The organism is Bradyrhizobium arachidis (assembly GCF_024758505.1).
Lineage (GTDB): Bacteria > Pseudomonadota > Alphaproteobacteria > Rhizobiales > Xanthobacteraceae > Bradyrhizobium > Bradyrhizobium manausense_C.
The window spans coordinates 3,369,429-3,395,356 of sequence record NZ_CP077970.1 but is presented as its reverse complement, the minus strand read 5'-3'; the positions used below and the strand labels follow the sequence as shown (position 1 = coordinate 3,395,356).

Genomic DNA, 25,928 nt, shown 5'->3' with positions numbered 1-25,928 from the left:
GAGTTCACCGTCTCTAAAGACGGTGCGTGGGGTTTACTGGCCCCACACTTCCTTCGCGATCTCGACGGCGAGGCTCAGCTTCGCCCACTGCTCCTCCTCGGAGAGGATGTTGCCTTCCTCGGTCGAGGCGAAGCCGCATTGCGGGGAGAGCGCGAGCTGCTCCAGCGGGGCGAACTTGGCGGCCTCTTCGAGACGACGCTTGATGTCGTCCCTCTTCTCGAGCTCGCCGAACTTCGAGGTGATGACGCCGACCACGACGACCTTGTTGCCCTTGGGCAGGAAGCGCAGCGGCTCGAAGCCGCCGGCGCGATCGCTGTCGTACTCAAGGAAATAGCCGTCGTAATTGGTGCCAGCGAGCATGGTCTCCGCGACCGGCTCGTAGCCGCCCGAGGAGATCCAGGTCGAGCGGAAATTGCCGCGGCAGACATGCGTCGTCACCACCATGTCGGCGGGCTTCTCTGCCAGCGCGTAGTTGATGATGCGCGCGTAGATCTGCTGGAGGCCGTCCGGATTGTCGCCGCGCTCGCGCGCCTTCTTCAACTCGTCCTGCGAGCAGAGATAGGCCCACACGGTGTCGTCGAACTGGAGATAGCGGCAGCCGGCGTCGTAGAAGGCCTTCACGGCCTTGCGGTAGGTCTTGCCGAGATCCTCGTAGAAGGCGTCGAGATCGGGATAGACGTCCTTGGAGATCGACTTGCGGCCGCCGCGGAAATGCAGCACGGCCGGCGACGGGATCGTCATCTTCGCGGTGACGTGAGCCTGGTCGGCGTACTTCTTCAGGAAGCGGAAGTGATCCAGCATCGGGTGGCTGTCGGGGAAGTCGAGCTTGTCGATCACCCGTATCGCGTCGTGCCGGGTCTCGACACCCGCGAACTGGATACCGGTGTCGGGGTGGAAGAGCTCGCAGCCCGTCAGCTTGGCGAGGAAGTCGAAATGCCACCAGGAACGGCGGAATTCGCCGTCGGTCGCGAGCTTCAACCCGATCGAGGCCTGCTTGTGCACGACCTTCTCGATCTCCATGTCCTCGATCTTGCGCAGATCGTCAGCGGAAATCTCGCCCTTCTCCAGCTTCGCGCGCGCTTCCTTGATCTTGGCCGGGCGCAACAGGCTGCCGACCTCGTCGGCGCGGAAGGGGGCTTTGGTTCGCTGCATGGTCTCAACTCCCGAGATTTTAATGTGCGGCCGCCCCTGCTACGCCGAGGTAGCGCTCGAGCACCGACGGGTCGGCCTTGAGCGCGGCGCTGGGGGCGTCGTGGACGATCGTTCCGCGCTCCAATATCACAACGCGGTCGGCCAGCCCCAGAATCTTTTGCGCATTCTGCTCGACGATGATCGAGCAGATGCCGCCGGACCGGGTGATGGTGCCGAGCGCCTTCAACAGCTCCTCGACGATGATCGGGGCAAGGCCCTCGGTCGGCTCGTCCAGCAGCAGCACTTTTGGATTGAGGGTAAGCGCGCGGCCGATCGCCAGCATCTGCTGCTCGCCGCCGGAGAGCTGGTTGCCAAAGTTGTTCCGGCGCTCCTCGAGCCGCGGGAACATCTCGTAGACCTTCTGGACCGTCCACGGACCGGGCTGCGCCACCGCGGTCATGTTCTCCTCGACCGTGAGCGAGCGAAATATATTGCGCTCCTGCGGCACCCAGCCGATGCCGGCCCGCGCCCGCTGGTCGGCCCGCAAGGCCGTGATGTCGGCACCCGCAAGCGAGACGCTGCCTGAGAAGCGCCGGGTGACGCCAACGATGGAGTTGATCAGCGTGGTCTTGCCGGTACCGTTGCGGCCCAGGAGCGCCAGCACCTGCCCTTCAGCGAGACGCAGGGACATGTTGGGCAGCACCACCGCCTCGCCGTAGCCGGCGCGAAGCGTGTCGATCGCGAGCAGGTCAGACATCGATCGCCTCCTCGCCCAGATAGACCGCCTTCACCTGCGGATCGCGCGCCACCTGATCGGGCGGGCCTTCGGTGAGCAGCGCGCCGGAGACCAGCACCGAGATGCGGTCGGCAAAGGAGAACACGAGATCCATGTCATGCTCGATCAGGAGCACGGTGACGTCGCGCGGCAGGCTGGCGACAACAGCGAGGATGTCGTGGCGCTCGCTCTCGGGCACGCCGGCGGCGGGCTCGTCGAGCAGCAGCACGCGCGGCTTGGCCGCGATCGCAACCGCAATCTCGAGCAGGCGCTGCTTGCCGTAAGGCAGCGTCACCGTTGGCTCGTTCATGGCGTCGAGCAGGTGGAAGCGCTTCAGCAGCTCTGCGATCTCGCCATTGACGTCGTCGCGCGTGCCCATGCGCCGCCACCAGTCGCCGCCATGGCCGAGGCGCTCGGACACCGCGAGTCCGATGGTCTCGAGCGGCGTCAGGTCGGCATAGAGCTGGTTGATCTGGAAGGTGCGCGACAGGCCGCGCAGCACGCGCTTGTGCACGGGCATATCGGTGATGTCGTGACCTTCGAGCAGGATGCTGCCGGAGTTCGGCTTGAGCACGCCGGTGAGCTGGTTGATCACCGTGGTCTTGCCGGCGCCGTTCGGCCCGATCAGGGCGTGCCGCGCCCCCTGCTCCACTTTCAGCGACAGATCGCGCGTCACGCGCAGGCCGCCGAACTGCTTTTCGAGGTTCTTGGTTTCGAGCACGATGGTCATGCGTCGCTCTCCGGAACGGCGATGACAGCCTTGCGTCCGGCCACCTGCTTGATGATCAAATTGGGCACGAACAGCACCCAGCGATGCAGCCGCTCACGGCCAACCAGCACGATCACGACCAGCACCAGGCCGATCCAGAACTGCCAGTATTGCGGGGTGATGGTGGAGAACAGCTCCTGGAGCATCCGGAACACGACCGCGCCGATCAAGCCGCCATAGAGATAGCCGGTGCCGCCGATTACGAGCACCAGCATCAGGTCGGCGGAGCGCTCGAACGAGAACACGTCGAGCGAGGCGATGGCGGTAGTCTGGGTGAACAGCGCGCCGGCAATGCCGGCATAAAAGGCCGCCAGCGTGTAGATCGCGATCAGGCGGCGATTGACGGGGATGCCGATGGCGGCAGCCCGCAGCGGATTGTTCTTGATCGCGCGCAGCGACAGGCCGAACGGCGAGTTCACCACGCGGCGGGCGAACAGAAACAGCAGGAACAGCACGGCGAGCGAGTAGAAGAAGCCGGTCTTGCCGAACATGTCGAAGGCGAGCACGCCGAAGATCGGCTGCATCTCGATGCCCTGCAGGCCGTCGGTGCCGCCGGTGATGTTGGAAAAGCGCTCGGCGAGCGCCTCCAGCAGCAGCGCGATGCCGAGCGTCACCATCAGCCGTGTCAGGTCGACGCCGCGGATCACGAGGAAGCTCGTGGCAAAGCCCAGCACCATCGCGGCGAGACCCGCGGCAATCAGCGCCAGCACGGGTTCGGCGATGATGCCGTGCAGGGACAACAGGCCGGCCGCGTAGGCGCCGACGCCAAAAAACGCCGCGTGTCCCAGCGAGACGATGCCGGCATAGCCGAGGATCAGGTCGAGCGACATCGTGAACAGCGCGAGCCGCAGGATGTCGGTCATGATCAGGTAGCGCGACGGGAACAGGAAACCGCAGGCCAGCATGATGACCCAGAAGGCGATTTCGCCGTAGTGCCAGCGCGCATGGCGCTGGGCGTGATAGCCGACGTCGGAAGCAGCGCTCATCGGACCACTCAACGCGCAGCAGTGCGGCCGAACAGACCGTTCGGGCGCCAGATCAGGATCACGATCATCATGGTGTAGATCACGAACGGTCCCATCTTCGGGACGTAATATTTGCCGGCGACGTCGCCGATGCCGAGCAAGAGCGAGGCGAGGAACGGGCCTGTGATCGAGGACGAGCCGCCGACGGTCACCACGATCAGGAAGTAGATCATGAACTTGAGCGGGAAATAGGGATCGAGGCCGAGGATTTCTGCGCTCAACGCGCCGCCGAGGCCGGCGAGCCCGCAGCCGAACGCGAAGGTGAACGCGAACACCTGCGGCACGTTGATGCCGAGGCCGCTCGCGGCGCGCGGATCGTCGACCGCGGCACGCAGCCGGCTGCCGAACCGCGTCTTGGCCAGGATCAGTTGCAGCGCGACCGTGAGCAGGCCGCAGATCACGATGATCATCAACCGGTAGCGGCCGATGCCGACGCCGAAGAAGTCGAACTGTCCCTGCAGCGCGTTCGGTAGGTTGATGAAGACGCGCGAGGATCCCATGAAATAGTCGACGGCCGCGACCGACATGAAGGTCAGGCCGATCGAGAACAGCACCTGATCGAGATGGCTGCGCGTATAGAGATGCCGGTACAGCGTGCGCTCCAGCAGCACGCCGATCAACGCGGCCGAGACGAAAGCGAGCGGCAGCGCCGTAAAGAACGGCCAGCCTGATTTGTTGACCAGCAGCATGCAAACATAGCCACCGGCCATGGCGAAGGCGCCGTGCGCGAGATTGACGAAGTTCATCAATCCGAGCGTCACCGCGAGCCCGCAGGCGAGCACGAACAGCAGCATGCCATAGGCAACGCCATCGAACAGGTTGGTCAGGATCGAGGTCATGGAGAGCTTGGGTCTGTCCTATTCAGCGTCGGTCATTCCGGGTCGGCGCCACGCGCCGAACCCGGAATCTCGATCAACAACTTCTAGATCCCCGATGCGCGCTAAGCGCGCTCGGGGATGACGCGCTTTTCGCGCGTCACTTCTTGGTCTTGCCGGAATCCTTGACGGCGTCGAAGGTGGCGAATTCGACGTTGTAGAGCTCGCCGTCGACCTTCTCGACCTTGCGGATGTAGATGTTCTGCACGATGTCGCGGGTTTCCGGATCGATCGAGATCGGGCCGCGCGGGCTTTCCCACTTCATGCCCTTCATGGCCTCGATCAGCTTGTCGCCATTGGTATCGCCACCGGTCTTCTTCAGCGCTTCGTAGATCAGGTGGATGCCGTCATAGCCGCTCACCGCCATAAAGCCCGGACGGGTGCCGTAGGCCTTCTTGTAGGCGGCGACAAAGTCCTTGTTCATCGGCGAGGGATGCGCTGCCGAATAGAGATGCGCGGTGACGGTGCCGAGAACGGCGTCGCCCATGTTGTTGAGCAGATCGTCGTCGGTCACGTCGCCGGGTCCAATGACCTTGATGCCGGCCTTGTCCAGACCGCGCTCGGCATACTGCTTCATGAAGTTGCCGCCCTGGCCCGCCGGCACGAACACGTAGAGCGCGTCGGGCTTGGCGTCCTTCATGCGCTGCAGGAACGGCGCGAAGTCCGGGTTCTGCAGGGGCACCTTGACCTCTTCGACGATCTCGCCACCGCCGGCGGTAAAACGCTCCTTGAAGAAGTTGAGCGCGTCGTTGCCGGGGGCGTAGTCGGAGGTCAGCGTTGCGACCTTCTTGATGCCGTTCTTCGCCGCCCAGTCGCCGATGATGTTGGCGGACTGCGCCAGCGTGAAGCTGGTGCGCACGATATAGGGCGAACGCTCGGTGATGATGGAGGTGCCGGCCGCCATGACGACTTCCGGAATTTTTGCCTGCGTCGCGAGCGGTGCGGCGGCGAGCGCTGCCGGCGTCACGCCAAAGCCGGCGATGAAGTTGACCTTGTCGTTGACGATCAGCTCCTGCGCGGCGGTCTTGGTCTTGTCGGGAACCGCGCCGTCGTCCTTGAGGATGATCTCGATCTTCTTGCCGGCGACGGTGTCGCCCTTCTGCTGCATATACAGCTTGATCGCGTTCTCGATCTGCTTGCCGGTCGAAGCCTGGCCGCCGGTCATCGGCAGGATCAGGCCGATCTTCACGGCATCCTGCGCGCCTGCCGGCGCAACGGCCGCGAGGCTCGCAACAGCCGCAGCGGTGGCGGCCCATGACAACATCTTGTGACGAACGGACATTACGTTCCCTCCCCTTTCCAGTCTCGAGCCCTGAACCGAGTGCCCGGTTCTTGCCTCACCATGACGCGTATTTGCCATGTCGCGCAGCCGCAGCATGGCGTCTTCCATGCCCCTGCTGTCAATCGGACGTTCGGCGACAAAGCCGGGTGTCCAGGCGGCGGCAGCAGAGGGAGCCAACTTGCGGTAACGTCCACCGGCCATTGGTCTTCAATCGATTTGTACGCTTGTACAAGTAAAATGGTCTTGTCAACGAAAAAACCTTGGAGCTGACCAAGCGAAATGTCGCGAGCCCCGGCGAAGGCAACCCCTGGCAACCGAGGGATTCGGTAGTTGAATACCTATCTCGAATAAACCAATTTTACCTGTTGAAGGCTAGGCTCGGTGGCCGCCGGTTGCAGCCCGGCGTCCGATCAACCGTCACCCTGGCGCCCCGAGCAACATGCCCGAACGTATCAGCCCCTTGACCTTTGCTGTCGCGGCCAGCCTTCTGGTGGCAAGCCTGTCGGGCTGCGGTACGATCAACGAGAAGGTCTCTGCCGGCATGGGCGACTACATTCCGCAATGGGCCGGCGGCCTGCCGGGCGACGCCCCGCCGCGGCCGGGCACGGCGCAATACGACGCCTGGATGAAGGAGCGGGAGCGCCAACGGCTGATGCCTGCGGCCGATCGCGCGAAGGAAGGGCAAGCCCAGCCGCAGGCATCGGGCTCCGCCGATGCGATCCGCTAGTTCCACTTCGCTCGAAAACGCTAGTCCACGAACACCACGGTCTTGCGGCCGTTGAGGATCACGCGATCGTTCAGATGATAGCGGATGGCGCGCGCCAGCACGCGGCGCTCGATGTCGCGGCCCTTGCGCACGAGATCCTCCGGCGTGTCGCGATGGCTGATGCGCTCGACGTCCTGGTCGATGATGGGACCTTCGTCGAGGTCGCGCGTGACGTAATGCGCGGTTGCGCCGATCAGCTTGACGCCGCGCTCATGCGCCTGGTGATAGGGCTTTGCGCCCTTGAAGCCCGGCAGGAAGGAGTGGTGGATGTTGATGCAGCGGCCCGACAGTTTTGCCGACAGATCGTCCGACAGGATCTGCATGTAGCGGGCGAGCACGACGAGGTCGGTCTTGGTCTTGCCGACGAGATCGATGATCTGACCTTCCTGCTCCTTCTTGGTGTCCTTGGTGATCGGCAAATGGTGGAACGGGATGTCACCGAAATCGAGCCCGGCATAGACCTCGCGCGGATGGTTGGAAACGATCGCGGTCGGGATCATCGGCAGTTCGCCCGTGCGCCAGCGATAGAGAATGTCGACAAGGCAGTGGTCGGACTTCGACACCAGCAGCATCACCTTGCGGTGCGCCGCGCGGTCGCGCATCTGCCACTCCATTCCGAAACGTTCCGCAATCGCGGCAAAGCCGGTCTGGAGCGCTGATAGCTCGACGGCGAGGTCGGCCGCGGTGAACACCACGCGCATGAAGAATTTCTTTGTCTCGATGTCGTCGAACTGCTGGGCATCGAGAATGTTCTGTCCATTGTGGGCGAGGAAGGTCGACACCGCCGAGACGATGCCGGGGCGGTCGGGACAGGACAGGGTCAGAACGTATTGATGATCGGGCATGGTCTTTGATGAAGGTTTGGGCAAATGCGCGGAACGCGACGATGCGCCCTGCTCTATCACCGTGCGCGCCCTTGCGCCAATCCCAAGACCGGAGTCAGGATGAACGTAACATTGCAATTTTCCCCTGAGGCTTGGTCATGGCCGACCGACTGAACGGCTACCGCATCCTGATCCTGGAGACGCGCGAGGAAGCGCAGTTCTCAAAGCTCCTGGCCGAGCAAGGCGCCGATGTCGTGCAATGCCCGACGATCGAGATCCACGATGCTCCCGATCCGGCGCCGGTCGAGACCTGGATCCGCCGCGCCATCGAAAAACCCTTCGACGATTTGGTGCTGATGACCGGCGAAGGCATGCGCCGGCTGATGAAGCTCGCGCGCGGGCGCGGCCTTGATCAGGCTCTTGTGGCGGCACTGGCCAAGTCGCGAAAATTCACCCGCGGGCCAAAGCCCGGCAAGGCGCTCCGCGAGGTCGGGCTCGAGCAGCAGCAGATGACGGAGAAGCCGACCACCGACGGCGTGATCGAGATGATGGGCAAGCTCGACCTGAAAGGCCACCGCATCGGGCTCCAGCTTTATCCCGATAAGGACCACAGCGCGCTGATCGACGCGCTGTCAGCGCAAGGCGCCGCGGTCGATACCGTGCTGCCCTACGCCTACGATCCAAAGGCGGCGGATGCCAACATCACAGCCGCCATCGACGACATGGCCGCGGGGCGGATCGACTGTCTTGCCCTGACCAATCTCGGCCAGGTCCGCCGCCTGATCGATGCCGCGAAAGCGCATGGTACCGAGGAGAAGCTGCGGGGCGGCCTTGAGCGCACGCTAATTGCATCGGTAGGACCGGCGGTCTCAGGCGAACTCGCCGCACACGGCCTGCGCACCGATATCTCGCCAGCGGAGGATGCCTATTTCATGCGCCCGCTGATCGCGGCGATGGCGACGGTGCTCGCGGAGAAGCGGCCGAGGGTGGCGGGTTAATCGCCAGACACCGATGCCTAGCCTGCTACCTGAGAGGCAGCCGACATCAACTCCTGAGGGCTCGGCGCTTCGAACATGTGCTGGCCGCCGTCAGGAACTTCGGTAAAGCTCCAGCGCACGATCCCCTCCCGATCGAGCAGGAACTGGCCGAACAGCTGGCCGTGGCCGACTGCCAACATACGCTGATCGGCTTCCGTGATCTCGTAGCCGTCCTTGTTGTTGAGGTAATCAAACGCCGCCAGCCGATTCATCGGTCCGGGAAATTCGCCCGGAATTTCGACCTGCATGCTCCTCACCACATCCATACCCACCTTGCGCGGCCACTCCGTTTCGCTCTCGGTAAACTCGAGATTGGGCAAGCCGAACGCGCGGTGCGAGATCCGCTCGGGATCGGACGCCGCGAGCAGATTTGGCAACGGATGGTAACGGAAATAGAGCCGCGCGCGCTCGATCGGCGTGTTGACCACCGTGAGACTTTCGACGCCTTTCTCGTGCAGAGCGGCGTCAAGTTGCGCCTGTGCCGCGATATGGCGGCGGCAGAATGGGCAATGCAGCCCCCGAAACAAGCCAACCAATATCGGGCTATGCCCGCGATAATCTTCGAGCGCGATCTTTCCTTCGCGTGTGATGGCGTCGAGCACGATGTTCGGTGCACGATCACCGGCTTGAAGTGGTCCATCGACATGAAGCTCTGACATGGTTGAACTCCTTCGTATGAGCTAGTCGAGAAATGGCAGTACGATCAGGCCGGCGGGATCAAGCCCGTGCCGGGCGCAAACGTCATGGGCCAGCGCGAAATACCGCTCGGCCTCGGGCATGTCGCCGCGATCAAGGTTCAACGTCGCAAGACCATCATAGCATGGAAAGAGCTGCTGCGGCTCGCCGGTCTCGCTCGCGACGTCGATTGCTTCGTTGTAGCAGCGGGCGGCCAGGTCGGGGCGGAAATGGCATTGATGGATCTGCCCGAGCACGATCAGGGGCACCGAGAGATGCTCGCGCTGATCGAGCGCACGGTCGATCTCGATCGCCTTTTCGGCGGCCGGAACCCCCTCCTCGGTGCATCTGTCCGTGAAAGTGCAACAGGCAACGGCAAAATTGGCAAGAAGGCGCGCTTGGAAGCCGAGATCGCCGATACGACGCGCGACGTCGAGTCCACACCGACAAACCTCCACGGCTCGCGCCGGGTCGACGATCGTGTAGAGCACGCCGAGATTGGTGTAGCCGCGGCAGGCTACGTTAAGTAGGCCGGCGGCCTCGGCGGCCGCGACACTTTGCTCTACCTCGCGCACCGCCTCCCGGTGTCGTCCAAGCCGCGCCAGCGCGGCCCCCTTGGTGTTGAGCGCCTCCGCAATGGCGCGCGCCGCCTCGAGTCCGGCCTGCTTGTCCGCGTCCGCCGGCACGGATCGGGCATGGCCAAGCGCCTCGTCTGCCCATCGCGCGGCGGCCATGTGATCGCCCATGCGAAACGCGAGACGGCCACGCTCTTGCAGGAGATGCGCCCACTCGATGGGCGCGTCGATCCCTCCAAGCCGTTCAGCCGCCTCCGCATAGTGCGTCTCTGCCTTGATCCGCTTGCCGGCGTCCCACAATAGTCGGCCGAGCTTGCGAAGAATTCGCGCTTCGCCAATGCGATCCTCTGCGGTGCGATGACCCTCCAGCGCGCGCTGGTAGTGCTCCTCGGCCGTATTGCGGCGGCCGGCCGCGCCACAGAGGTCCGCGATCCGCTCGTAGAGGACCAGGCGTTCCGGCTCCCCTTCGCCGCTGGTCAACAAGACGCCAAGCGCCTGCTGGTAGAGACGGATGGCATCTTCATTGGCATAGGTCGCGCGGGCGCGATCACCGGCCGCGCGCAGATAGCACGCGCCTTTCGGCTTGCTCGCGCTCAGACTGAAATGATGTCCGAGGAGGATGAGGTCATCGAGCCGCTCCGGCTCCTCGCCATAGAGCCGCTCCAGCGCCGCACCAATCCGTCCATGGAGCTCGATCCGGCGCTGCAAGAGCAGGTTTTGATAGATCACGTCCTGAAGCATGGTTTGCGTGAAGCGGTAGGATCGCAGCGAAATCGAGTTCGAGCCGGCGACCTCCTCGACGATCTCGGCGTCGCACAGAAGTTCGAGCCCCGCTTCGACCTTCGCGCGCTCGGTTGCCGTCGCTCTGAGCAGCGCCGCGTCAAAGCGCGGGCCGATCACTGCGGCCTCCTGGGCCAGCCGACGCACTTCATGCGGCAGCCGGTCCAGGCGCGCCAGCAACAGCGCCTGAATGCTGGCGGGGATATCGGCGGCGGCTTCATCCGACTTGATCCGCCACTGCGAGCCGTCGCGCTCCAGCGCGCCGACTTCACTAAGACCGCGAATGATTTCCTCGATGAACAGTGGATTGCCGCTCGCACGCTCGAGGATTCGACTGAACAGATGTCCCGGCGGTTCACGCCAGCCGTGACTGAAGTAGGCCGCGAGCAGCCGTTGTCCGTCAGCGTCACCGAGCGGAGGCAACCGAAGGGTTGTGTGGCTGACCCGGCTCGAACCGAACTGATCCAGCTCCAGCATTGGCCGATGCGTAAGCAACAGCATCAGCCGCGTACGCTCCAGCCGATCCATCAGGAATCGCAGCGCTTCAAGAGACACGGCATCAGCCCAGTGCAGGTCCTCGACCACGATCAGAAGCGGCGACAAGGCCAAGCGCCGTTCGAAGACGGTCCGGATCGCGAAAAAGATCTGCCGGCGCAGCTGTTCGGGCTCGACATGCCTGAGCACCGCGTCGGGATCGCCGAGACCGAGAACGTGGAGATAGAGGGGCATCAACCGCTCTGCCTCTTCGGCCGCGAGGCCAAGCTCCGACAGCGCCGCAGCCAGCTTGGCCTCTGCCTCCGCGGCGCTTGCCTTCTGCGCGATGCCATAGGCACTGCGCAGTACGGCGGCGAGCGTACCGTAGGTCTGCTCGCCCAGCGGCGAGCAGACCGCCTGCCGGATCGCCACACCGGCGAAGCGATCCTCATCTCGGATACGGGCGACGAACTCATTCACCAAGCGCGTTTTCCCGATACCGGCTTCGCCGACCAGCCGCACCAGTTGCGCCGCACCGCTACACCCCCGGTCAAGACTGGCCTCCAGGCGGGCAAGCTCGGTGTCGCGCCCGATCAGGGGCGCGCTGAGGCCCAGCGTGTCGAGGCCTCGTGCCGCACGGGGCGTGTCGAGCGGCGCCTTCAGACGGTGGACCAGGACGTTGCCCATCTTGCCCTTGAGCGAGACCTCGCCAAGCGATTCATATGAGAATGCATGCCGCGTCAGGCGGTGGGTCAACGGCCCGACCAGCACCTCGCCCGGAGGAGCCATCGACTGCAATCGCTGGGCGGTATTTACCGTGTCGCCGGTCACCGAATAGGATTTGGCGACGCCCACGCCCAACCCGCCAGCGACCACATGCCCGGTGTTGATCCCGATATGGAGCAGCAGGGGTGAACCAGCGTAGATCTTCGTACGTTCGCCGAGCCGCTCCGTCCGCCTGATCATGTCGAGGGCCGCGCGGACCGCCCGCTCCGGATCGTCTTCGTGGGCGGCCGGCGCACCGAACAGGGCAAGCAGCGCATCGCCGATGAACTTGTCGACGAAGCCGCCAAAGCTTTGCACCGCGGCCGTCAGTTCCTCGAACAATTCGTTCTGAAGCGTCTGCATGACCTCAGGGTCGAGCCGCTCGCTCATCGCGGTGAAGCCGCTGAGGTCAGCAAACAGCACGGTGATGGTGCGGCGATTTGCTTCGCTGTCGATCTTGTCCGGCCGCAACGCCTGTTGAGCTTCGGTTACCGGCACCAGCGGTGGTGAGGACGCCCTGATCGGAATCGCCGCCCCGCTCGGCCGCGTTGACGCCTGCCCGCCGGCTTTGGGGGCATCACCGACGAGAGCGCCGCATTTCGGGCAATACGCGAAATCCGGTGCGCATGGATAACCGCAAGCAGGGCACGCGTTCGGTTGCTTCGTGCCGCACTTCGGGCAGAAGGCAAAGCCGCTCTGAACCTCGGAACCGCAACACGAGCAGTTCATGGGTCAAGACCTCGCGGAAGCCGCGATGGCGCGATTCGCCGGCCCTACCGATTAGGCCAGGACGCAGCCCCAGAATGGGCTCGTCGCGCCGGAAGAGCAAGCGGCGCCACCGGACATCCGTCATGGGAAACGAGGCGGAAACAACGCGCCACATATTCGGGCTCGTCCTGGCGAAAGCGGGACCCATTACCCCAGGCAGACATTGTGGCGGACGGTGGAGGCCACGCACCGGAGGCAATGGCAAAGGTGTTCTCGACGGCTCCCTTGGCGGTCAGCATCTCGCCGGAGGAAATGGCGCAGACGCATTGATCGGCGGCAACGGCGGCGAACTTCATCGTTCTCGACCATATCGGAGTAAACCAGCTGCGGGGATCCGACTTCGTGCTCGTGTGAAGCGCTCGTCGCCAAAGCGATCATGCGCTGGACGCCCCGGTCTCAGACCTCCTCAGATGGCGACCTCAGCGGCAGCAGCGCCTCCATCCGGGTATCGCGCAGATACAGACCGCCCCATGCAAGAACGGCCAGATACACGCCGAACAACATGTGGGTGAAGAGCGGGTTGCCGACCCGGAGGTGAGCGGCAACGGTGCCGCCCATATAGGCGGTCAGAAGGATCGCGCCGACCACTGCAGTTCGAGGGAAAGCATAGAGCGCGGTACAGACCAGCGCCACAATGCCTAGCGCTCGCGCCAACTCGGGCGAAGGAGGATAGCCGAGCTCGGCGGTCGCTTTGATCACAACTTCCAACGGAACGAGTTTCATCCCGGCATCGAACAGCATGAAGGTAATGACAAGCCCGCTCATCACTGTGCCGGCCACGCGTCTCGACTTGTTCATTGTCATCACCTTAACTCTTCTTTCCCTTGAGAAGCGCGACGATCGCCATTGCATGGCCATGGCCAAGGCCGAACTCGTCTTTTAGCGCGGCGACGATAGCGCCGACTTTCACCCCGGCCGCCAGTCCTGCCGCAGTCGAAAAACCCCTGTCCTTCCCCCATTTGCGGAACTGGTCCGGGCTCTTGCCGGTCTTGGCCTGGATATTGTCGAGATAAGCCTGAAAACTCACGGCAGCATTCCCCCGGTTGTCGCTCCCACCACCGAGGCCGGAGTGAGCCACGCGTATCGCGCTCAGGACGTCGTTGTTTTGTACGAAAACGACAATTGCGGCCGCTCGCGTGCGAGGCGCGCAGGGGTCATGCCGATCAGTTGCTTGACCGAACGGGTAAGATGGGCCTGATCAAAATAGCCGGCGCTGAATGTAGCGTCGAGGACGGAGCTCCCGCTCACCAGCAAAGCCGCCGCGCGACGCGCACGCTGAATTTGCTGGTAGCTGCTGAACGTCATGCCCGTGACACGACGAAAGTGTCGTTGCATCGAACGTTGGCTCATCCAGTCGACATCGCCGTCGACCGCCGCGTCGGTTGCATGGCTGCGTGCGATGACGCCCGCGCGCGCCAGGCCGGCAACGAGACTCTCCGCATTGTCGTAGCTTGGAATCTCCCAGCTCGAACCGGAAAACAGGAAACGGCCATTGGGGAGCACCGGCAAGTGGATATCTTGGCGGTCGATCAAGGCCGCCGTCGGTATCTGTGGCAGGTAGGTTCCCAGTCGAAAACGGATAGCGATCCATTCGCCATTCGGCGGGCATTCAATCAGGGCCCCCTGGGTCACCGGCCCCCTGAGTGTCACCGCCAAGAACTCCGGAAGCCTGGTAACGACCAGTTCGATATTTCCCTCGGCCATCGACAGGAACGAGCCACCGCTCCGGCTCCGGCTGCGCCACACGCGCTCGATGTAAGGCGAGTTCGATTCGCGATCGTCAAATTCTATGAGCACAGGAGGATCCGGAAGGCGCATGTCATACCTCCTCCCCGTAGCTCCTGAGCCGCTCAATATCCAAGATCGTCACGCCGCCGTATTCCAGTCGGAGCAATCCTTCCTTCTCCAGCCGGTTCAGCGACCGGTTGGCATTCTGCCGTGACATACCGGAGAGCGCGCCGATCTCTTCCTGCGTGATCTCCAGATGCCTGGTGGATTCCGGATAGAGGATCGGGTTGAACAGCGAGGCGATGCTGCGGGCGAGGCGCGCGGTGGCATCCAGCGTACGGTTGACCTCAAGCATGCCGATGAACTGGCCGAGGCGCTCGTTGAGTTGGCGCACGAGGAAGCGGTTGAAGCCGACGCTGTTCTCGAACAGCCACAGGAACGCACTGCGTTCCATCAGGGCAAGGCGGCTGTCGCGCAGCGCGACGACGTCGTAGCGCCGCGGCTCGTTCTTCAGCACGCTGCCCTCGCCGAACCAGGCGCCCGCGGTGAGACCGGCGAGACTCGTCTCCTTGCCGTCGCGCGACACCGCGCCCATCCGCGCGAGGCCCGAGACCACGCCGGCCCAATAGTCGAACTTGTCGCCGCGCATGAAGATCGTCTCGCCGGTGACATAGGACCGCTCGACGATCCCGGCGCGGGCGACCTCGATCTCGCGATCGGTCAATTCGCGCGACCAGGCAGCCACGCGCCTCAAATGCTCCTGCGCAATCATGATCCCAAAGCCAACCGCACCACGCGCCGCCCACCCCTTGCTGCACCGCAACAATGCCACCGGCCCCTCCTCCGACGAAAGACGAAGAGCCGCTTCGCCGACAAACTTTGCAGGAGAATTGTCAGCCACAAGACATTTCAAAATAGCGCGTTACCCTATTGAGGACCACCTTGCGCGATGCGGCTTTTGATCCCTATCGGGAACGGGGCTCGCGAGGCGGGATGGGTCGGGACCTTTGGCTGCATGGCCTCACTGGCACACCCGTACTAGGATCGCATGAGGACGTGACGAAGAGCGCGCCAAAGCGCCATCGCCGGGGAGGGATTTTTGGTGGATTTTGGCCTTGAAGTGCGCGGCGTTTCCTTGCGGTTCGGCGGTGTCCGCGCGCTGACCGACGTCAGCTTCGGCATCAAGGACGGCGAGTTGTTCTCGATCATCGGCCCGAACGGCGCCGGCAAGACCTCGATCGTGAACTGTATTTCCGGTCGCTACAAGCCGACCGAGGGGCAGCTCTTCTATCAAGGGCGCGACATTACCGGCCTGACGCCCAACGCGCGCGCCTCGCTCGGCATCGGCCGCACCTTCCAGAATCTTGCGCTGTTCCACCATATGAGCGTGCTCGACAACATCATGGTCGGCCGCCATCACCTCCTGAAGAACAATTTCATCACCGGCTCGCTCTACTGGCTGACCGGCGCGCGCAAGGAAGAGCTCGCGCACCGCCGCAAGGTGGAGGAGATCATCGACTTCCTCGACCTCCAGTCGGTGCGCAAGGCGACCGCTGGCACCCTGCCCTACGGCCTGCGCAAGCGCGTGGAACTGGCGCGCGCCATGGCGCTGGAGCCGAAACTGATTCTCCTCGACGAGCCGATGGCCGGCATGAACTTCGAGGAGAAGGAGGACATGGCCCGCTACATCGTCGATCTCAACGAGGAGTTCGGGATGACGGTGGTGATGATCGAGCACGACATGGGCGTCGTGATGGATATTTCCCACCGCGTCATGGTGCTGGATTTCGGCAAGAAGATCGCCGAGGGCGATCCGGCGGCCGTGCTCGCCGACCCCCACGTCAAGCGCGCCTATCTCGGCGAGGAAGACGAGACGCTGGTCGATCCCGACGACAAGCCCGAGGCTCCGGAGTGCGCGGCATGATGGATTACGCAGGGCGCGTCGCGCAGGCCGATACTTATCCGAAGCTGCTGCGGCTCAACGCCAAGGAGCACGGCAGCGAGATCGCATTGCGCGAAAAGGATCTCGGTCTCTGGCGTCTCTTCACCTGGAACGACTACAACAATCGGGCGCGCGACTTTGCGCTAGGCCTCGTCGAACTCGGCCTCGGGCGCGGCGACGTCATCGGCATTATCGGCGACAACCGGCCGGACTGGGTTGCTGCGGAAGTGGCCTCTCATGCGATCGGAGGCATGAGCCTCGGGCTCTATCGCGACGTGCTGGACGAAGAGGCGTCCTACCTCCTCAACTACGGCGAAGCCCAGCTCGTCTTCGCCGAGGACGAGGAGCAGGTCGACAAGCTGCTGACGCTTGCCGACCGCGTGCCAAGACTCAAGCACATCATCTATTCCGATCCGCGTGGCATGCGGAAATATGACGACCCGCGGCTGATGCCGGCCGAAAAGCTCGCCGAGCTCGGCCGCGCCCGCGCCGCGCGTGAGCCCGGCCTCTATGACAGCCTCGTCGATGCGACCAAGGGCGAAGACGTCGCGATCCTCTGCACCACGTCAGGCACCACCTCGCATCCAAAGCTTGCGATGCTCGCCGCCGGCCGCGTGCTCGGCCATTGCGCGACGTATCTTTCCTTCGACCCCAAGGGGCCCGACGACGAGTACGTCTCCGTGCTGCCGCTGCCCTGGATCATGGAACAGGTCTACGTGCTCGGCAAAGGCCTGCTCTGCCGGATGAAGATCAACTTCGTCGAAGAGCCCGACACCATGATGAACGATTTGCGCGAGATCGCGCCGACCTTCGTGCTTTTTGCCCCGCGCGTCTGGGAATCGATCGCCGCCGACGTGCGCGCCAAGGTGATGGACGCAACGCCCTTCAAGCAGCGCCTGTTCGACCTCGGCATGAAGACGGGCCTCGCCGCGCTCGAACAGGGCAAGCATTCGGCCGTTGCCGACACGATCCTGTTCCGCGCGCTGCGCGACCGGCTCGGCTTCACCCGCCTGCGCTCGGCCGCGACCGGCGGTGCCGCGCTCGGCCCCGACACGTTCAAATTCTTCCAGGCGATGGGCGTGCCACTGCGTACGCTCTACGGCCAGACTGAGCTGCTGGGCGCCTATACGCTGCATCCCGAGGGCAAGGTCGACCCCGACACGACAGGCGTGCCGATGGCCGACGATATCGAGATCCGGATCGACAACGCCGACATCCACGGCGTCGGCGAGATCGTGGTGCGCCACCCCAACATGTTCCTCGGGTATTACAAGAATCCCGAGGCGAGCGTTGCCGACATCAGGGATGGCTGGATGCTGTCGGGCGATGCCGGCTACTTCAACGATAACAGGCAGCTCGTCGTCATCGACCGCATCAAGGATCTGGCGGAGACCTCGCGTGGCGAGCGCTTCTCGCCGCAGTTCATCGAGAACAAGCTGAAATTCTCGCCCTACATCGCGGAAGCCGTGGTGCTCGGCGCGGGGCGCGATGCGCTCGCCGCAATGATCTGCATCCGCTACTCCATCATCTCGAAATGGGCGGAGAAGAACCGCATCTCGTTTACCACCTACAGCGACCTCGCCTCGCGGCCCGAGGTCTACGCACTGCTCCAGAAGGAGGTCGAGACCGTCAATGCGACGCTACCGCCGGCACAGCGCATCTCGCGCTTCCTGCTGCTCTACAAGGAGCTCGACGCCGACGACGGCGAGCTCACCCGCACCCGAAAAGTCCGGCGCGGCGTCATCAACGAGAAATACGCAGGCATCATCGACGCCATCTACCGCGGCGACGCCGACATCCCCGTCGACACCATGATCCGTTTCCAGGACGGCACCACGCAACGCGTGCGAACGACCCTGCGGGTGGTGGACCTCGGTGGCGCCGGGCACATCGCGGAGGCCGCGGAGTGAAGTTGCTTTCACCCGGAAACGCGATGCCAATCGATGCGCCCTCTCCCCTTGTGGGAGAGGGCATCTCCACCGTCAGCCACACCCTCACTCGGGTGAGGGGTCCTCTCTCCGCACCTTCGATGCGGAGGCAACCCCTCACCCGGCTTCGCTTCGCGAAGCCACCCTCTCCCACAAGGGGAGAGGGTGCACCTTCATCGCTTCTGCATTTTGCGCGGACATCGGCATGAACACCGCCTTCCTCCTCCAGCTCCTGGTCAACGGCCTCGTGGTCGGCACGCTCTACGGCGTGGTCGCGATGTCGTTTGTGCTGATCTACAAGGCGACGCAGGTCGTCAATTTCGCGCAAGGTGAATTACTGCTGGTCGGCGCCTGGGTATGCTGGGCGCTCTTGGCAAAATACCAGGTACCGTTCTGGGTCGGCATGCCGATGACGCTGGTCTTCATGTTCGTCTTCGGCATCGCGATCCAGATCCTGATCCTCAGGCCGATGATCGGCGAGCCCATCATCTCCGTCATCATGGTGACGATCGGCCTCTCCACCGTGTTCCAGGCCGCGCTGAAGTGGATGTTCGGCGTCAACCCGCAGCCGTTCCCGCGGGTGTTCGAGAGCCAGTCGGTGAATTTGCTCGGCCTTCAGATCCAGACCGTCTATGTCATGAGCCTCGTGGTGTCGGTCGCGATGATGATCGGCATGGCCTGGTTCTTCCGCGCCTCGAAATACGGCCTTGCGATGCGCGCCACCGCGTTCAACCAGCAGGTCGCGCAATCGCTCGGCATCTCCGTGAAAAGCGTCTTTGCGATGGCCTGGGCCATCTCTGCGACCGTGTCGGCGGTCGCCGGCGTCGTGGTCGCGGTCGTCAACGGCGTGTCCTCGGGACTGTCCGCCTACGGCATCAAGGTGTTTCCGGCGGCGATCCTCGGCGGACTCGATTCCGTCGGAGGTGCCGTGCTCGGCGGCATCATCATCGGACTTCTTGAGAACATCGCCCAATATGTCGACAGCGAATATCTGCACTGGGGCAATCTCTACGAGATCGCGCCGTTCTACGTCCTCATCATCGTGCTGATGATCAAGCCCTACGGCCTGTTCGGCACCCACGACATCGAGCGGATCTGACCATGGCCGGCCCTGCCCTCATCCCCGCTGGTGATTTCCGCACAACCTATGCGGCGGACACCACGATCTTCCCGACCCGCACCAGCCGCAACTTTGCGATTGCCGGCGTGCTGCTGCTCTGCCTCGCGCCGCAATTCCTGGCCGGATACTGGCTGAGCATTTTGATCCAGATCGGCATCTTCTCGATTGCCGCGCTCGGCCTGAACATCCTCGTCGGCTTCACCGGGCAGATCTCGATCGGCCACGCCGCCTTCTTCCTGTTCGGCGCCTTCACGTCCGCCTACATCTCCAACAACGCGCCGATCCCGGTGTTCTTCGCGATTCCCCTGGCCGGTGTCATCACCGCGGTGGTCGGGCTGATCTTCGGCATTCCGGCGGCGCGGTTGAAGGGGCTCTACCTCGTCATCGCGACGCTTGCCGCGCAATACATCCTGCTCGACTTCTTCTCCCGCGCGGAATGGTTCTCCGGCGGCTCGGTGCCGGCCAGCGCCAATCCGTTCTCGATCTTCGGCTACACGCTACGCGGCGATAAGCAATATTTCTACGTCGTGCTGGCCTATGTGCTCGCAAGTTACATCCTCGTCACCAATCTGATGCGTACGCGCGACGGCCGCGCGCTGGTGGCGATCCGCGACCATTATCTTTCCGCGGAAATCATGGGCATCAACCTGACGAAATACCGCACGCTGTCGTTCGCCCTTGCCGCCTTCTTCGCCGGCATCGCCGGCGCGCTCTATGCGCATTACCAGCAGGTCGTGTCGCAGGAAGGCTTTGGCATCGAGCGCTCTATCCTGTTCCTCGCCATGATCATCATCGGCGGCACCGGCTCGATCATGGGCACGCTGATGGGCACCGCCTTCGTCGTGCTACTGCCGGAATCGATGGAGTGGCTGAGCCACCAACTGAAGGGCGGCGCGATCGACCAGGCGCTGTCGCTCAACACCAACATCACCTTCCTGCGCGAGATCGCGATCGGGCTCATCATCATCGCCTTCCTGATGTTCGAGCCGGACGGGCTCGCGCATCGCTGGCGGCAGATCAAGGCCTATTGGAAACTCTACCCGTTCTCGCATTGAGCGCGGGCAACTTCACTTGAACGATAACAGGAGGAACCAACCCATGAAGACAAAAGCCCTTTTGAGCACCGCGTCGCTCGCATTTGCGATCGCCGGTTTTGCCGCCGGCGCGCAGGCGCAGATCGCGGTCGGCCATCTCGCCGACTATTCCGGCGCGACCTCGGACGTCGGCACACCCTACGGCCAGGCCGTGGCCGACACCTTTGCCTGGATCAACAAGAACGGCGGCATCGGCGGCAAGCAGGTCGCCCTCGACAGCAACGACTACGGTTACCAGGTGCCGCGCGCAATTGCGCTGTACAAGAAGTGGTCCGGCGGCGACAAGGTCGCGGCGATCATGGGCTGGGGCACTGCGGACACCGAAGCGCTGACCGGCTTCGTCGCGCAGGACAAGATCCCCTACGTTTCCGCCTCCTATGCGGCGGCGTTGACCGATCCGGAAGGCGTCAGCGGAAAGGCCAAGCCGGCGCCGTATAACTTCTTTTATGGCCCGAGCTACTCGGACGCGATGCGGGCGCTCGTGACCTGGGCCGCCGAAGACTGGAAGGCCAAGGGCAAGCCGGGCAAGCCCAAATTCGTCCACATGGGCGGCAATCATCCGTACCCGAACGCGCCGAAGGCGGCCGGCGAGGCGATCGCAAACGAACTCGGCTTCGAAGTGCTGCCGCCGATCGTGTTCGCGCTGACGCCGGGCGACTACTCGGCGCAGTGCCTGAGCCTGAAGAGCTCCGGCGCCAACTACGCCTATCTCGGCAACACCGCAGCCTCCAACATCTCAGTGCTGAAGGCGTGCAAGGCGGCCGGTGTCGACGTGCAGTTCCTCGGCAACGTCTGGGGCATGGACGAGAACGCGGCCAAGACCGCGGCTGACGCGGCCGACGGTGTCGTATTTCCGCTGCGCACGGCGGTGACCTGGGGCGGTAACGCGCCGGGCATGAAGACGGTGATGGAAATTTCCAAGATGTCTGACGCGAGCGGCAAGGCGTATCGCCCCGTGCACTATATCGCCGGCGTCTGCAGCGCGCTGTACACCAAGGAAGCGCTCGACTGGGCCGCCAAGAACGGCGGCGCCACCGGCGAGAACGTCGCCAAGGGCTTCTACCAGAAGAAGGACTGGGTGCCATCAGGCATGGACGGCGTCTGCAATGCCTCCACCTGGACCGACAAGGACCATCGCGGCACGCTGAAGGTCGATCTCTATCGCACCAAGGTGTCGGGCGCGACCGACGGCGACCTCAACGACCTCATGACCAAGGGCACGATCAAGCTCGAAAAGGTCAAGACCGTCGAGCTGCCGCGCAAGCCGGAATGGCTGGGGTGGTGAGCTCGACGCTCGCCTCACGCACAACTGTCATCCCCCGCGAAAGCGGGGGATCCAGTACGCCGCGGCTTCTCAGGGAACGTCGGGCGTCTCTGGAATACTGGGTCGCCCGGTCGAGCCGGGCGACGACCGCGGAGAATTAGGAAGCATGACCCAAACCGCCGAAGCTATCCGCCCCGCACCCAGCGCCGCCCCCGCACCTCTCCTCGGCGTGCGCAACATCGAGGTCGTCTATGACGACGTCATCCTGGTGCTGCGAGGCCTCAGCCTCGAGGTGCCGAAGGGCGCGATCGTGGCGCTGCTCGGCGCCAATGGCGCCGGCAAGTCGACGACGCTGAAGGCGATCTCCGGTCTTCTCAAGACCGAGGACGGCGAAGTCACGCGCGGCGAGATCGTGTTCGACGGCGAGCGTATCAACGGCATCGACCCTGACAAGATCGTCCGCCGCGGCATCTTCCAGGTGATGGAGGGCCGGCGCATCGTCGCCGACATGACGTCGCTGGAAAACCTCAAGCTCGGCGCCTTCACCCGCAAGGACCGCGAGGTCGATTCCGATCTCGACATGGTCTTCAACTATTTTCCGCGCTTGAAGGAGCGCACGGGCCTCGCCGGCTATCTCTCCGGCGGCGAGCAGCAGATGCTGGCGATCGGCCGCGCGCTGATGGCGCGCCCGAAGATGATCTTGATGGACGAGCCGTCGATGGGACTGTCGCCGCTGCTGGTCAAGGAAGTCTTCGCGATCATCAAGAAGATCAACCGCGACCTCGGCGTCACCATTTTGCTGGTCGAGCAGAACGCGCGCGCCGCTCTCTCGGTCGCGAGCCACGGCTACATCATGGAGCAGGGCAAGGTCGTGCTCGACGGCACCGCGGACGAGCTGCGCGACAACGAGGACGTCAAGGAATTCTACCTCGGCGGCGCCGGCGACCAGCGCAAGAGTTTCAAGAACCTCAAGAGTTTCAAGCGGCGCAAGCGGTGGCTATAGCGTTGTCGAGCGAAGTGGGAACCGGTTCGCGTGAAGAAAACGCGTCAGAGAAAGCAGCTCAGCTCAGCACCTGCTCGGCTTCCGTGACCGCGCAAAGAACATGATAGAACGACGACGCAGGAATGGTGTCGACCAGCGAGTTTCCGTCGCGGTCGAACTGATCGTACCAGCCGCCCGCAACGGGATGGCTGAGGTAATGACGTTCGAGCCGCACCAGCGCCGCGCGCGCCTCGTCGGCCGCGCCCGCCTCGCCGCCTTCGGCCTGCGCGATCCACGCCTTCGCCATTTCGGTCTGCGGCCACAACCGCCGCGTATCGCGCCGGACGTTGCCGGCGACGTCGCCCTCGTCGACCAGACAGCCGGTCGCGGCATCGCGATAGCGCAGCGCGGTTTCGAGAAGCTCGCCGCGCCGCTGCCCGGTCGGGCAACCCGTGATGCGCTCAAAACCCTTCAACAGCCAGGCCCACTCCGCCTGGTGCCCGGGCTCGACGCTGACCGGCTCGATTCTGGACCAGTCCTCCTCAAAATATTCGCCGAGCACGCGCTTCTGCTTGTCGTAGAGATTGGCGAGGAACAGCGCAAAAAATTCGCCGGCGCGGTTCTGGAACGACAGGTCGTGGGTCGCGTCGAAGCACGCGATCATCGCCTCGAACAGATGCATCTGCGGGTTTTGCCGCCGCGGCATCGACACCGGCAAGCTCTCGTGAACACCGCCATGCGGCGAGCGCAAACCGCTGTCGAGGAATGCAAGCAGCGCGTCAATCTCGGTGCGAACCTGTGCATCGCGGTCGAGCGCGTAGACGCTCGCGAGCGCGAGCAGGATGAAGGCGTGGTCGTAGGCGTCGCGCCGCGCGTCCAGCACCGCGCCGTCAGGCGTCAGCCTGTGGACATAGCCAGGTTTGCCATCGGGCGCCTTGGCCCTGCTGAGCAGATGCTCGAGCCCCTTCAGCGCGATGGCGCGTCCCTGCGGATACCAGCCCATCTGCGCGGCCTTGGCGTAGCACCAGATCTGGCGCGCCTGCACGAACACGCGCCGCGGCGCCATGCGATCGGCCGTGCCGTCCCTGTGCAGCCGGTCGATGAAGCCGCCGGAGGACTTATCCCAGCCCTCCGTCGACCACAGCGGCAGCGCGTGGTCGATCATCCGCTGCTTCAATCGGGCGACGACGTCGGCGGCATCTTCCGCCGCGTTGATCGGTTCGCCGGCCATCCCGTCATCTCCATTCCAGAGCAAATGCCGTCTGATAGCACGCACGACGCAGCGTGCAACGGATGCAAACCTCTCGAGGACCAGCCATGACCGCCCATTACGACGCTCTTGAGACGCGCGACCCGGCCACGCGCGAGGCCGATTTGTTCGCCCGGCTGCCCAATGTCCTCAAGAGCGCGATGGCGGCCCCGGCCTATGCGGAACGGATGAAGGGCCTTGATCCAGCCTCAGTGACGTCCCGCGCGGCACTGGCGGGCCTGCCGGTGCTGCGCAAGTCGGAACTGCCGGTCCTGCACAAAGCGTCCGCACCGTTCGGCGGCTTCGTGGCGCAGCCTCCCGGATCGTTCGCGCGTCTGTTCACTTCGCCCGGCCCGATCTTCGAGCCGGAAGGACGCCAGGACGATCCCTGGCGCGGGGCGCGGGCGCTTTACGCCGCCGGTTTCCGGCCCGGCGATGTCGTGCTCAACACCTTCAGCTACCACCTCACCCCCGGCGGTTTCATCTTCGATTCGTCGGCGCGTGCGCTCGGCTGCGCGGTGATCCCGGCCGGCCCCGGCAATACCGAGCAGCAGTTCGAGCTGATCGAGGCCTACCGTCCCATCGGCTACAGTGGCACACCGGACTTTTTGAAGATCTTGCTCGATGCGGCCGCGAGCGCCGGGCGCGACGTCTCCTCGATCAAGCGCGCGCTGGTTTCAGGCGCCGCGTTTCCGCCTTCGCTCCAGGCCGAGATCAAGTCGCGCGGCATCGACGCCTACCAGGCTTTTGGCACCGCCGATCTCGGCCTGATCGCATTCGAGACCGCAGCGCGCGAGGGCATGGTCGTCAACGAGGACCTGATCTTCGAAATCGTCAAGCCCGGCACCGGCGATCCCGTCGCGCCGGGTGACGTCGGCGAGATCGTGGTGACCTCGCTCGATCCGCACCATCCCTGGATCCGGCTTGCGCTCGGCGATCTCACTGCGGCGCTGCACGGCACGAGCAATTGCGGCCGCACCAATATGTGCATCAAGGGCTGGATGGGCCGCGCCGACCAGACCACCAAGGTCAAAGGCATGTTCGTGCGCCCCGAGCAGGTCGCCGATATTGCCAAACGCCACCCCGCGCTGGGCCGCCTGCGTCTCGTCGTCTCCCGCCAGGGCGAGACCGACGCGATGACGCTCAAGGCGGAAACAGCGGCCGTAAGCGAGGCGCTACGCGCGGAGATCGCGGCCACCTTGCGCGCCGTAACCAAGCTCGGCGGCGCCGTCGAACTGGTGAACCCGGGCGCGCTGCCGAACGACGGCAAGGTGATCGCCGACGAGCGCTAGGCGCCGTCCTGCGCGTTTGCCGACATCCTTGACAAGCCGCCCCTGGGACGGCGAACAAGGGCCGCAAACACCTATTGCGGCACCCCATGACGACGACATCGACACGCCCGGCCGTCTTCTTCGATCGTGACGGCGTCCTCAATCACGACGCGGGCTACCTCTTCGAGGCCAGCAAGTTCAAATGGATCGACGGCGCGCGCGAAGCGGTCAGGCTCGTGAACGAGGCTGGCTATTTCGCCTTCGTCGTCACCAACCAATCCGGCGTCGCCCGCGGCTTCTATGAGGAGAGCGACGTGCAGGCCCTCCACCGCTGGATGGCGGAGGAGCTCGCCGCGGTTGGCGCGCATATCGATGCGTTCGAGTATTGCCCCGATCATCCCGAGGCCGTCGTCGAGCGCTATCGGCGCGACAGCGACCGGCGCAAGCCCGGGCCCGGCATGATCACCGACCTGATGAAGCGTTTTCCCGTCGCAGCCGACGGTAGCCTCCTGATCGGCGATCAGGAGCGCGACCTGGAGGCGGCGCGCGCCGCCGGCATCCGCGGCCTGTTGTTTCGGAACGGCAATCTCGCGACCTTCGTGTGCGAGGCGCTGAAGCTCGCCTGAGCTCTCCCATTCCGGTCGAGCGGTGGGAACTGGTAGATTCGTCCCAGTCGTCCGCCTCGCGCTGCCGGTTGGTTTCAATCCCCGCTGTAACTCCTTGAACGAGCGGGGACATTTGCTTGACAATCGCGTCCCGCTGGAAAACAAGACACCGCGAGAAAAGTAGGATACGCAACCCCGTCAATCGCAAGCCGGGTGCCTGGAAA

Annotated in this window: 24 protein-coding genes; 10 read left to right on the top strand and 14 right to left on the bottom strand. The window is 64.1% G+C overall.

The features are described from left to right. Window positions 1-33: 33 nt before the first annotated feature. The 6 genes from KUF59_RS15255 to KUF59_RS15230 all read right to left on the bottom strand — a co-directional run bounded on the left by KUF59_RS15255 (window position 34) and on the right by KUF59_RS15230 (window position 5,857). Window positions 34-1,152: a cobalamin-independent methionine synthase II family protein gene (locus KUF59_RS15255; protein WP_212457593.1), complete on the bottom strand. Its 1,119-nt coding sequence runs from the start codon at window positions 1,150-1,152 to the stop codon at window positions 34-36. Between the two features lie 19 nt (window positions 1,153-1,171). Further along, the gene (locus KUF59_RS15250; RefSeq protein ID WP_212457594.1) at window positions 1,172-1,888 is read right to left on the bottom strand and encodes an ABC transporter ATP-binding protein; all 717 of its coding nucleotides are present in this window, start codon (window positions 1,886-1,888) and stop codon (window positions 1,172-1,174) included. Continuing rightward, window positions 1,881-2,636 carry an ABC transporter ATP-binding protein gene (locus tag KUF59_RS15245; RefSeq protein WP_212457595.1) on the bottom strand — a complete coding sequence of 252 codons (756 nt, stop codon included), beginning with the start codon at window positions 2,634-2,636 and terminating at the stop codon, window positions 1,881-1,883. The genes KUF59_RS15250 and KUF59_RS15245 overlap by 8 nt, the downstream gene beginning before the upstream one ends. After that, window positions 2,633-3,661, bottom strand: coding sequence for a branched-chain amino acid ABC transporter permease (locus KUF59_RS15240; RefSeq protein ID WP_212457596.1), 1,029 nt, complete (start codon window positions 3,659-3,661; stop codon window positions 2,633-2,635). Before KUF59_RS15240 ends, KUF59_RS15245 begins: the two co-directional genes overlap by 4 nt. An 8-nt stretch (window positions 3,662-3,669) precedes the next feature. Next, entirely contained in the window at window positions 3,670-4,539 is an 870-nt protein-coding gene (locus KUF59_RS15235; protein ID WP_212457597.1) for a branched-chain amino acid ABC transporter permease, read from the bottom strand. Between the two features lie 136 nt (window positions 4,540-4,675). Further along, a complete protein-coding gene (locus KUF59_RS15230) occupies window positions 4,676-5,857 on the bottom strand; it encodes an ABC transporter substrate-binding protein (protein ID WP_212457598.1) in 1,182 nt (393 codons plus the stop codon). A 439-nt stretch (window positions 5,858-6,296) separates the two neighbouring features. Here KUF59_RS15230 and KUF59_RS15225 point away from each other — a divergent pair, with 439 nt between their 5' ends. After that, entirely contained in the window at window positions 6,297-6,584 is a 288-nt protein-coding gene (locus KUF59_RS15225; RefSeq protein ID WP_212457599.1) for a hypothetical protein, read from the top strand. A 20-nt stretch (window positions 6,585-6,604) separates the two neighbouring features. Here the strand turns inward: KUF59_RS15225 and purU are convergent, their stop codons facing one another. Further along, the gene (purU, locus tag KUF59_RS15220) at window positions 6,605-7,468 is read right to left on the bottom strand and encodes a formyltetrahydrofolate deformylase (protein WP_212457600.1); all 864 of its coding nucleotides are present in this window, start codon (window positions 7,466-7,468) and stop codon (window positions 6,605-6,607) included. Between the two features lie 137 nt (window positions 7,469-7,605). Between purU and KUF59_RS15215 the strand changes: the two genes are divergently transcribed. Further along, the gene (locus KUF59_RS15215; RefSeq protein ID WP_258769643.1) at window positions 7,606-8,445 is read left to right on the top strand and encodes a uroporphyrinogen-III synthase; all 840 of its coding nucleotides are present in this window, start codon (window positions 7,606-7,608) and stop codon (window positions 8,443-8,445) included. A gap of 17 nt (window positions 8,446-8,462) precedes the next feature. On the opposite strand, the gene KUF59_RS15210 is transcribed toward KUF59_RS15215, so the two are convergent. From KUF59_RS15210 to KUF59_RS15185, 6 genes are all read right to left on the bottom strand, one after another. After that, window positions 8,463-9,143, bottom strand: coding sequence for a redoxin family protein (locus tag KUF59_RS15210; RefSeq protein WP_212457602.1), 681 nt, complete (start codon window positions 9,141-9,143; stop codon window positions 8,463-8,465). Between the two features lie 21 nt (window positions 9,144-9,164). Further along, the gene (locus KUF59_RS15205; RefSeq protein ID WP_258769642.1) at window positions 9,165-12,482 is read right to left on the bottom strand and encodes an adenylate/guanylate cyclase domain-containing protein; all 3,318 of its coding nucleotides are present in this window, start codon (window positions 12,480-12,482) and stop codon (window positions 9,165-9,167) included. A 435-nt stretch (window positions 12,483-12,917) separates the two neighbouring features. Further along, on the bottom strand, window positions 12,918-13,325 hold the full coding sequence (locus KUF59_RS15200) for a DoxX family protein (RefSeq protein WP_212457604.1): 408 nt from the start codon (window positions 13,323-13,325) through the stop codon (window positions 12,918-12,920). Between the two features lie 4 nt (window positions 13,326-13,329). Continuing rightward, window positions 13,330-13,548: a DUF4287 domain-containing protein gene (locus KUF59_RS15195; protein ID WP_212457605.1), complete on the bottom strand. Its 219-nt coding sequence runs from the start codon at window positions 13,546-13,548 to the stop codon at window positions 13,330-13,332. 62 nt (window positions 13,549-13,610) lie between these two features. Beyond that, window positions 13,611-14,339 carry a helix-turn-helix domain-containing protein gene (locus KUF59_RS15190; RefSeq protein WP_212457606.1) on the bottom strand — a complete coding sequence of 243 codons (729 nt, stop codon included), beginning with the start codon at window positions 14,337-14,339 and terminating at the stop codon, window positions 13,611-13,613. Window position 14,340: 1 nt separating this feature from the next. Then, window positions 14,341-15,021 (bottom strand): Crp/Fnr family transcriptional regulator, encoded by a 681-nt coding sequence (locus KUF59_RS15185; RefSeq protein ID WP_212457801.1) that lies wholly within the window; start codon window positions 15,019-15,021, stop codon window positions 14,341-14,343. 330 nt (window positions 15,022-15,351) lie between these two features. On the opposite strand from KUF59_RS15185, the gene KUF59_RS15180 reads away from it, so the two are divergent. The 6 genes from KUF59_RS15180 to KUF59_RS15155 all read left to right on the top strand — a co-directional run bounded on the left by KUF59_RS15180 (window position 15,352) and on the right by KUF59_RS15155 (window position 22,600). Then, window positions 15,352-16,173: an ABC transporter ATP-binding protein gene (locus KUF59_RS15180; protein WP_212457607.1), complete on the top strand. Its 822-nt coding sequence runs from the start codon at window positions 15,352-15,354 to the stop codon at window positions 16,171-16,173. Next, entirely contained in the window at window positions 16,170-18,101 is a 1,932-nt protein-coding gene (locus KUF59_RS15175) for a long-chain fatty acid--CoA ligase (RefSeq protein WP_212457608.1), read from the top strand. Before KUF59_RS15180 ends, KUF59_RS15175 begins: the two co-directional genes overlap by 4 nt. Before the next feature lie 223 nt (window positions 18,102-18,324). Next, window positions 18,325-19,218 carry a branched-chain amino acid ABC transporter permease gene (locus KUF59_RS15170; RefSeq protein ID WP_212457609.1) on the top strand — a complete coding sequence of 298 codons (894 nt, stop codon included), beginning with the start codon at window positions 18,325-18,327 and terminating at the stop codon, window positions 19,216-19,218. 2 nt (window positions 19,219-19,220) lie between these two features. Beyond that, on the top strand, window positions 19,221-20,294 hold the full coding sequence (locus tag KUF59_RS15165; RefSeq protein ID WP_212457610.1) for a branched-chain amino acid ABC transporter permease: 1,074 nt from the start codon (window positions 19,221-19,223) through the stop codon (window positions 20,292-20,294). A gap of 43 nt (window positions 20,295-20,337) precedes the next feature. Next, complete coding sequence (locus KUF59_RS15160) at window positions 20,338-21,618, top strand: ABC transporter substrate-binding protein (RefSeq protein ID WP_212457611.1); 1,281 nt, start codon at window positions 20,338-20,340, stop codon at window positions 21,616-21,618. A 145-nt stretch (window positions 21,619-21,763) separates the two neighbouring features. Further along, the gene (locus KUF59_RS15155) at window positions 21,764-22,600 is read left to right on the top strand and encodes an ABC transporter ATP-binding protein (protein ID WP_212457612.1); all 837 of its coding nucleotides are present in this window, start codon (window positions 21,764-21,766) and stop codon (window positions 22,598-22,600) included. Window positions 22,601-22,658: 58 nt separating this feature from the next. Here the strand turns inward: KUF59_RS15155 and KUF59_RS15150 are convergent, their stop codons facing one another. Next, entirely contained in the window at window positions 22,659-23,810 is a 1,152-nt protein-coding gene (locus KUF59_RS15150) for an AGE family epimerase/isomerase (protein ID WP_258769641.1), read from the bottom strand. 86 nt (window positions 23,811-23,896) lie between these two features. Between KUF59_RS15150 and KUF59_RS15145 the strand changes: the two genes are divergently transcribed. Beyond that, window positions 23,897-25,120, top strand: a complete 1,224-nt coding sequence (locus KUF59_RS15145; RefSeq protein ID WP_212457614.1) for a phenylacetate--CoA ligase family protein — start codon at window positions 23,897-23,899, stop codon at window positions 25,118-25,120. An 86-nt stretch (window positions 25,121-25,206) separates the two neighbouring features. After that, complete coding sequence (locus tag KUF59_RS15140) at window positions 25,207-25,725, top strand: D-glycero-alpha-D-manno-heptose-1,7-bisphosphate 7-phosphatase (protein ID WP_258769640.1); 519 nt, start codon at window positions 25,207-25,209, stop codon at window positions 25,723-25,725. Window positions 25,726-25,928 lie beyond the last annotated feature (203 nt).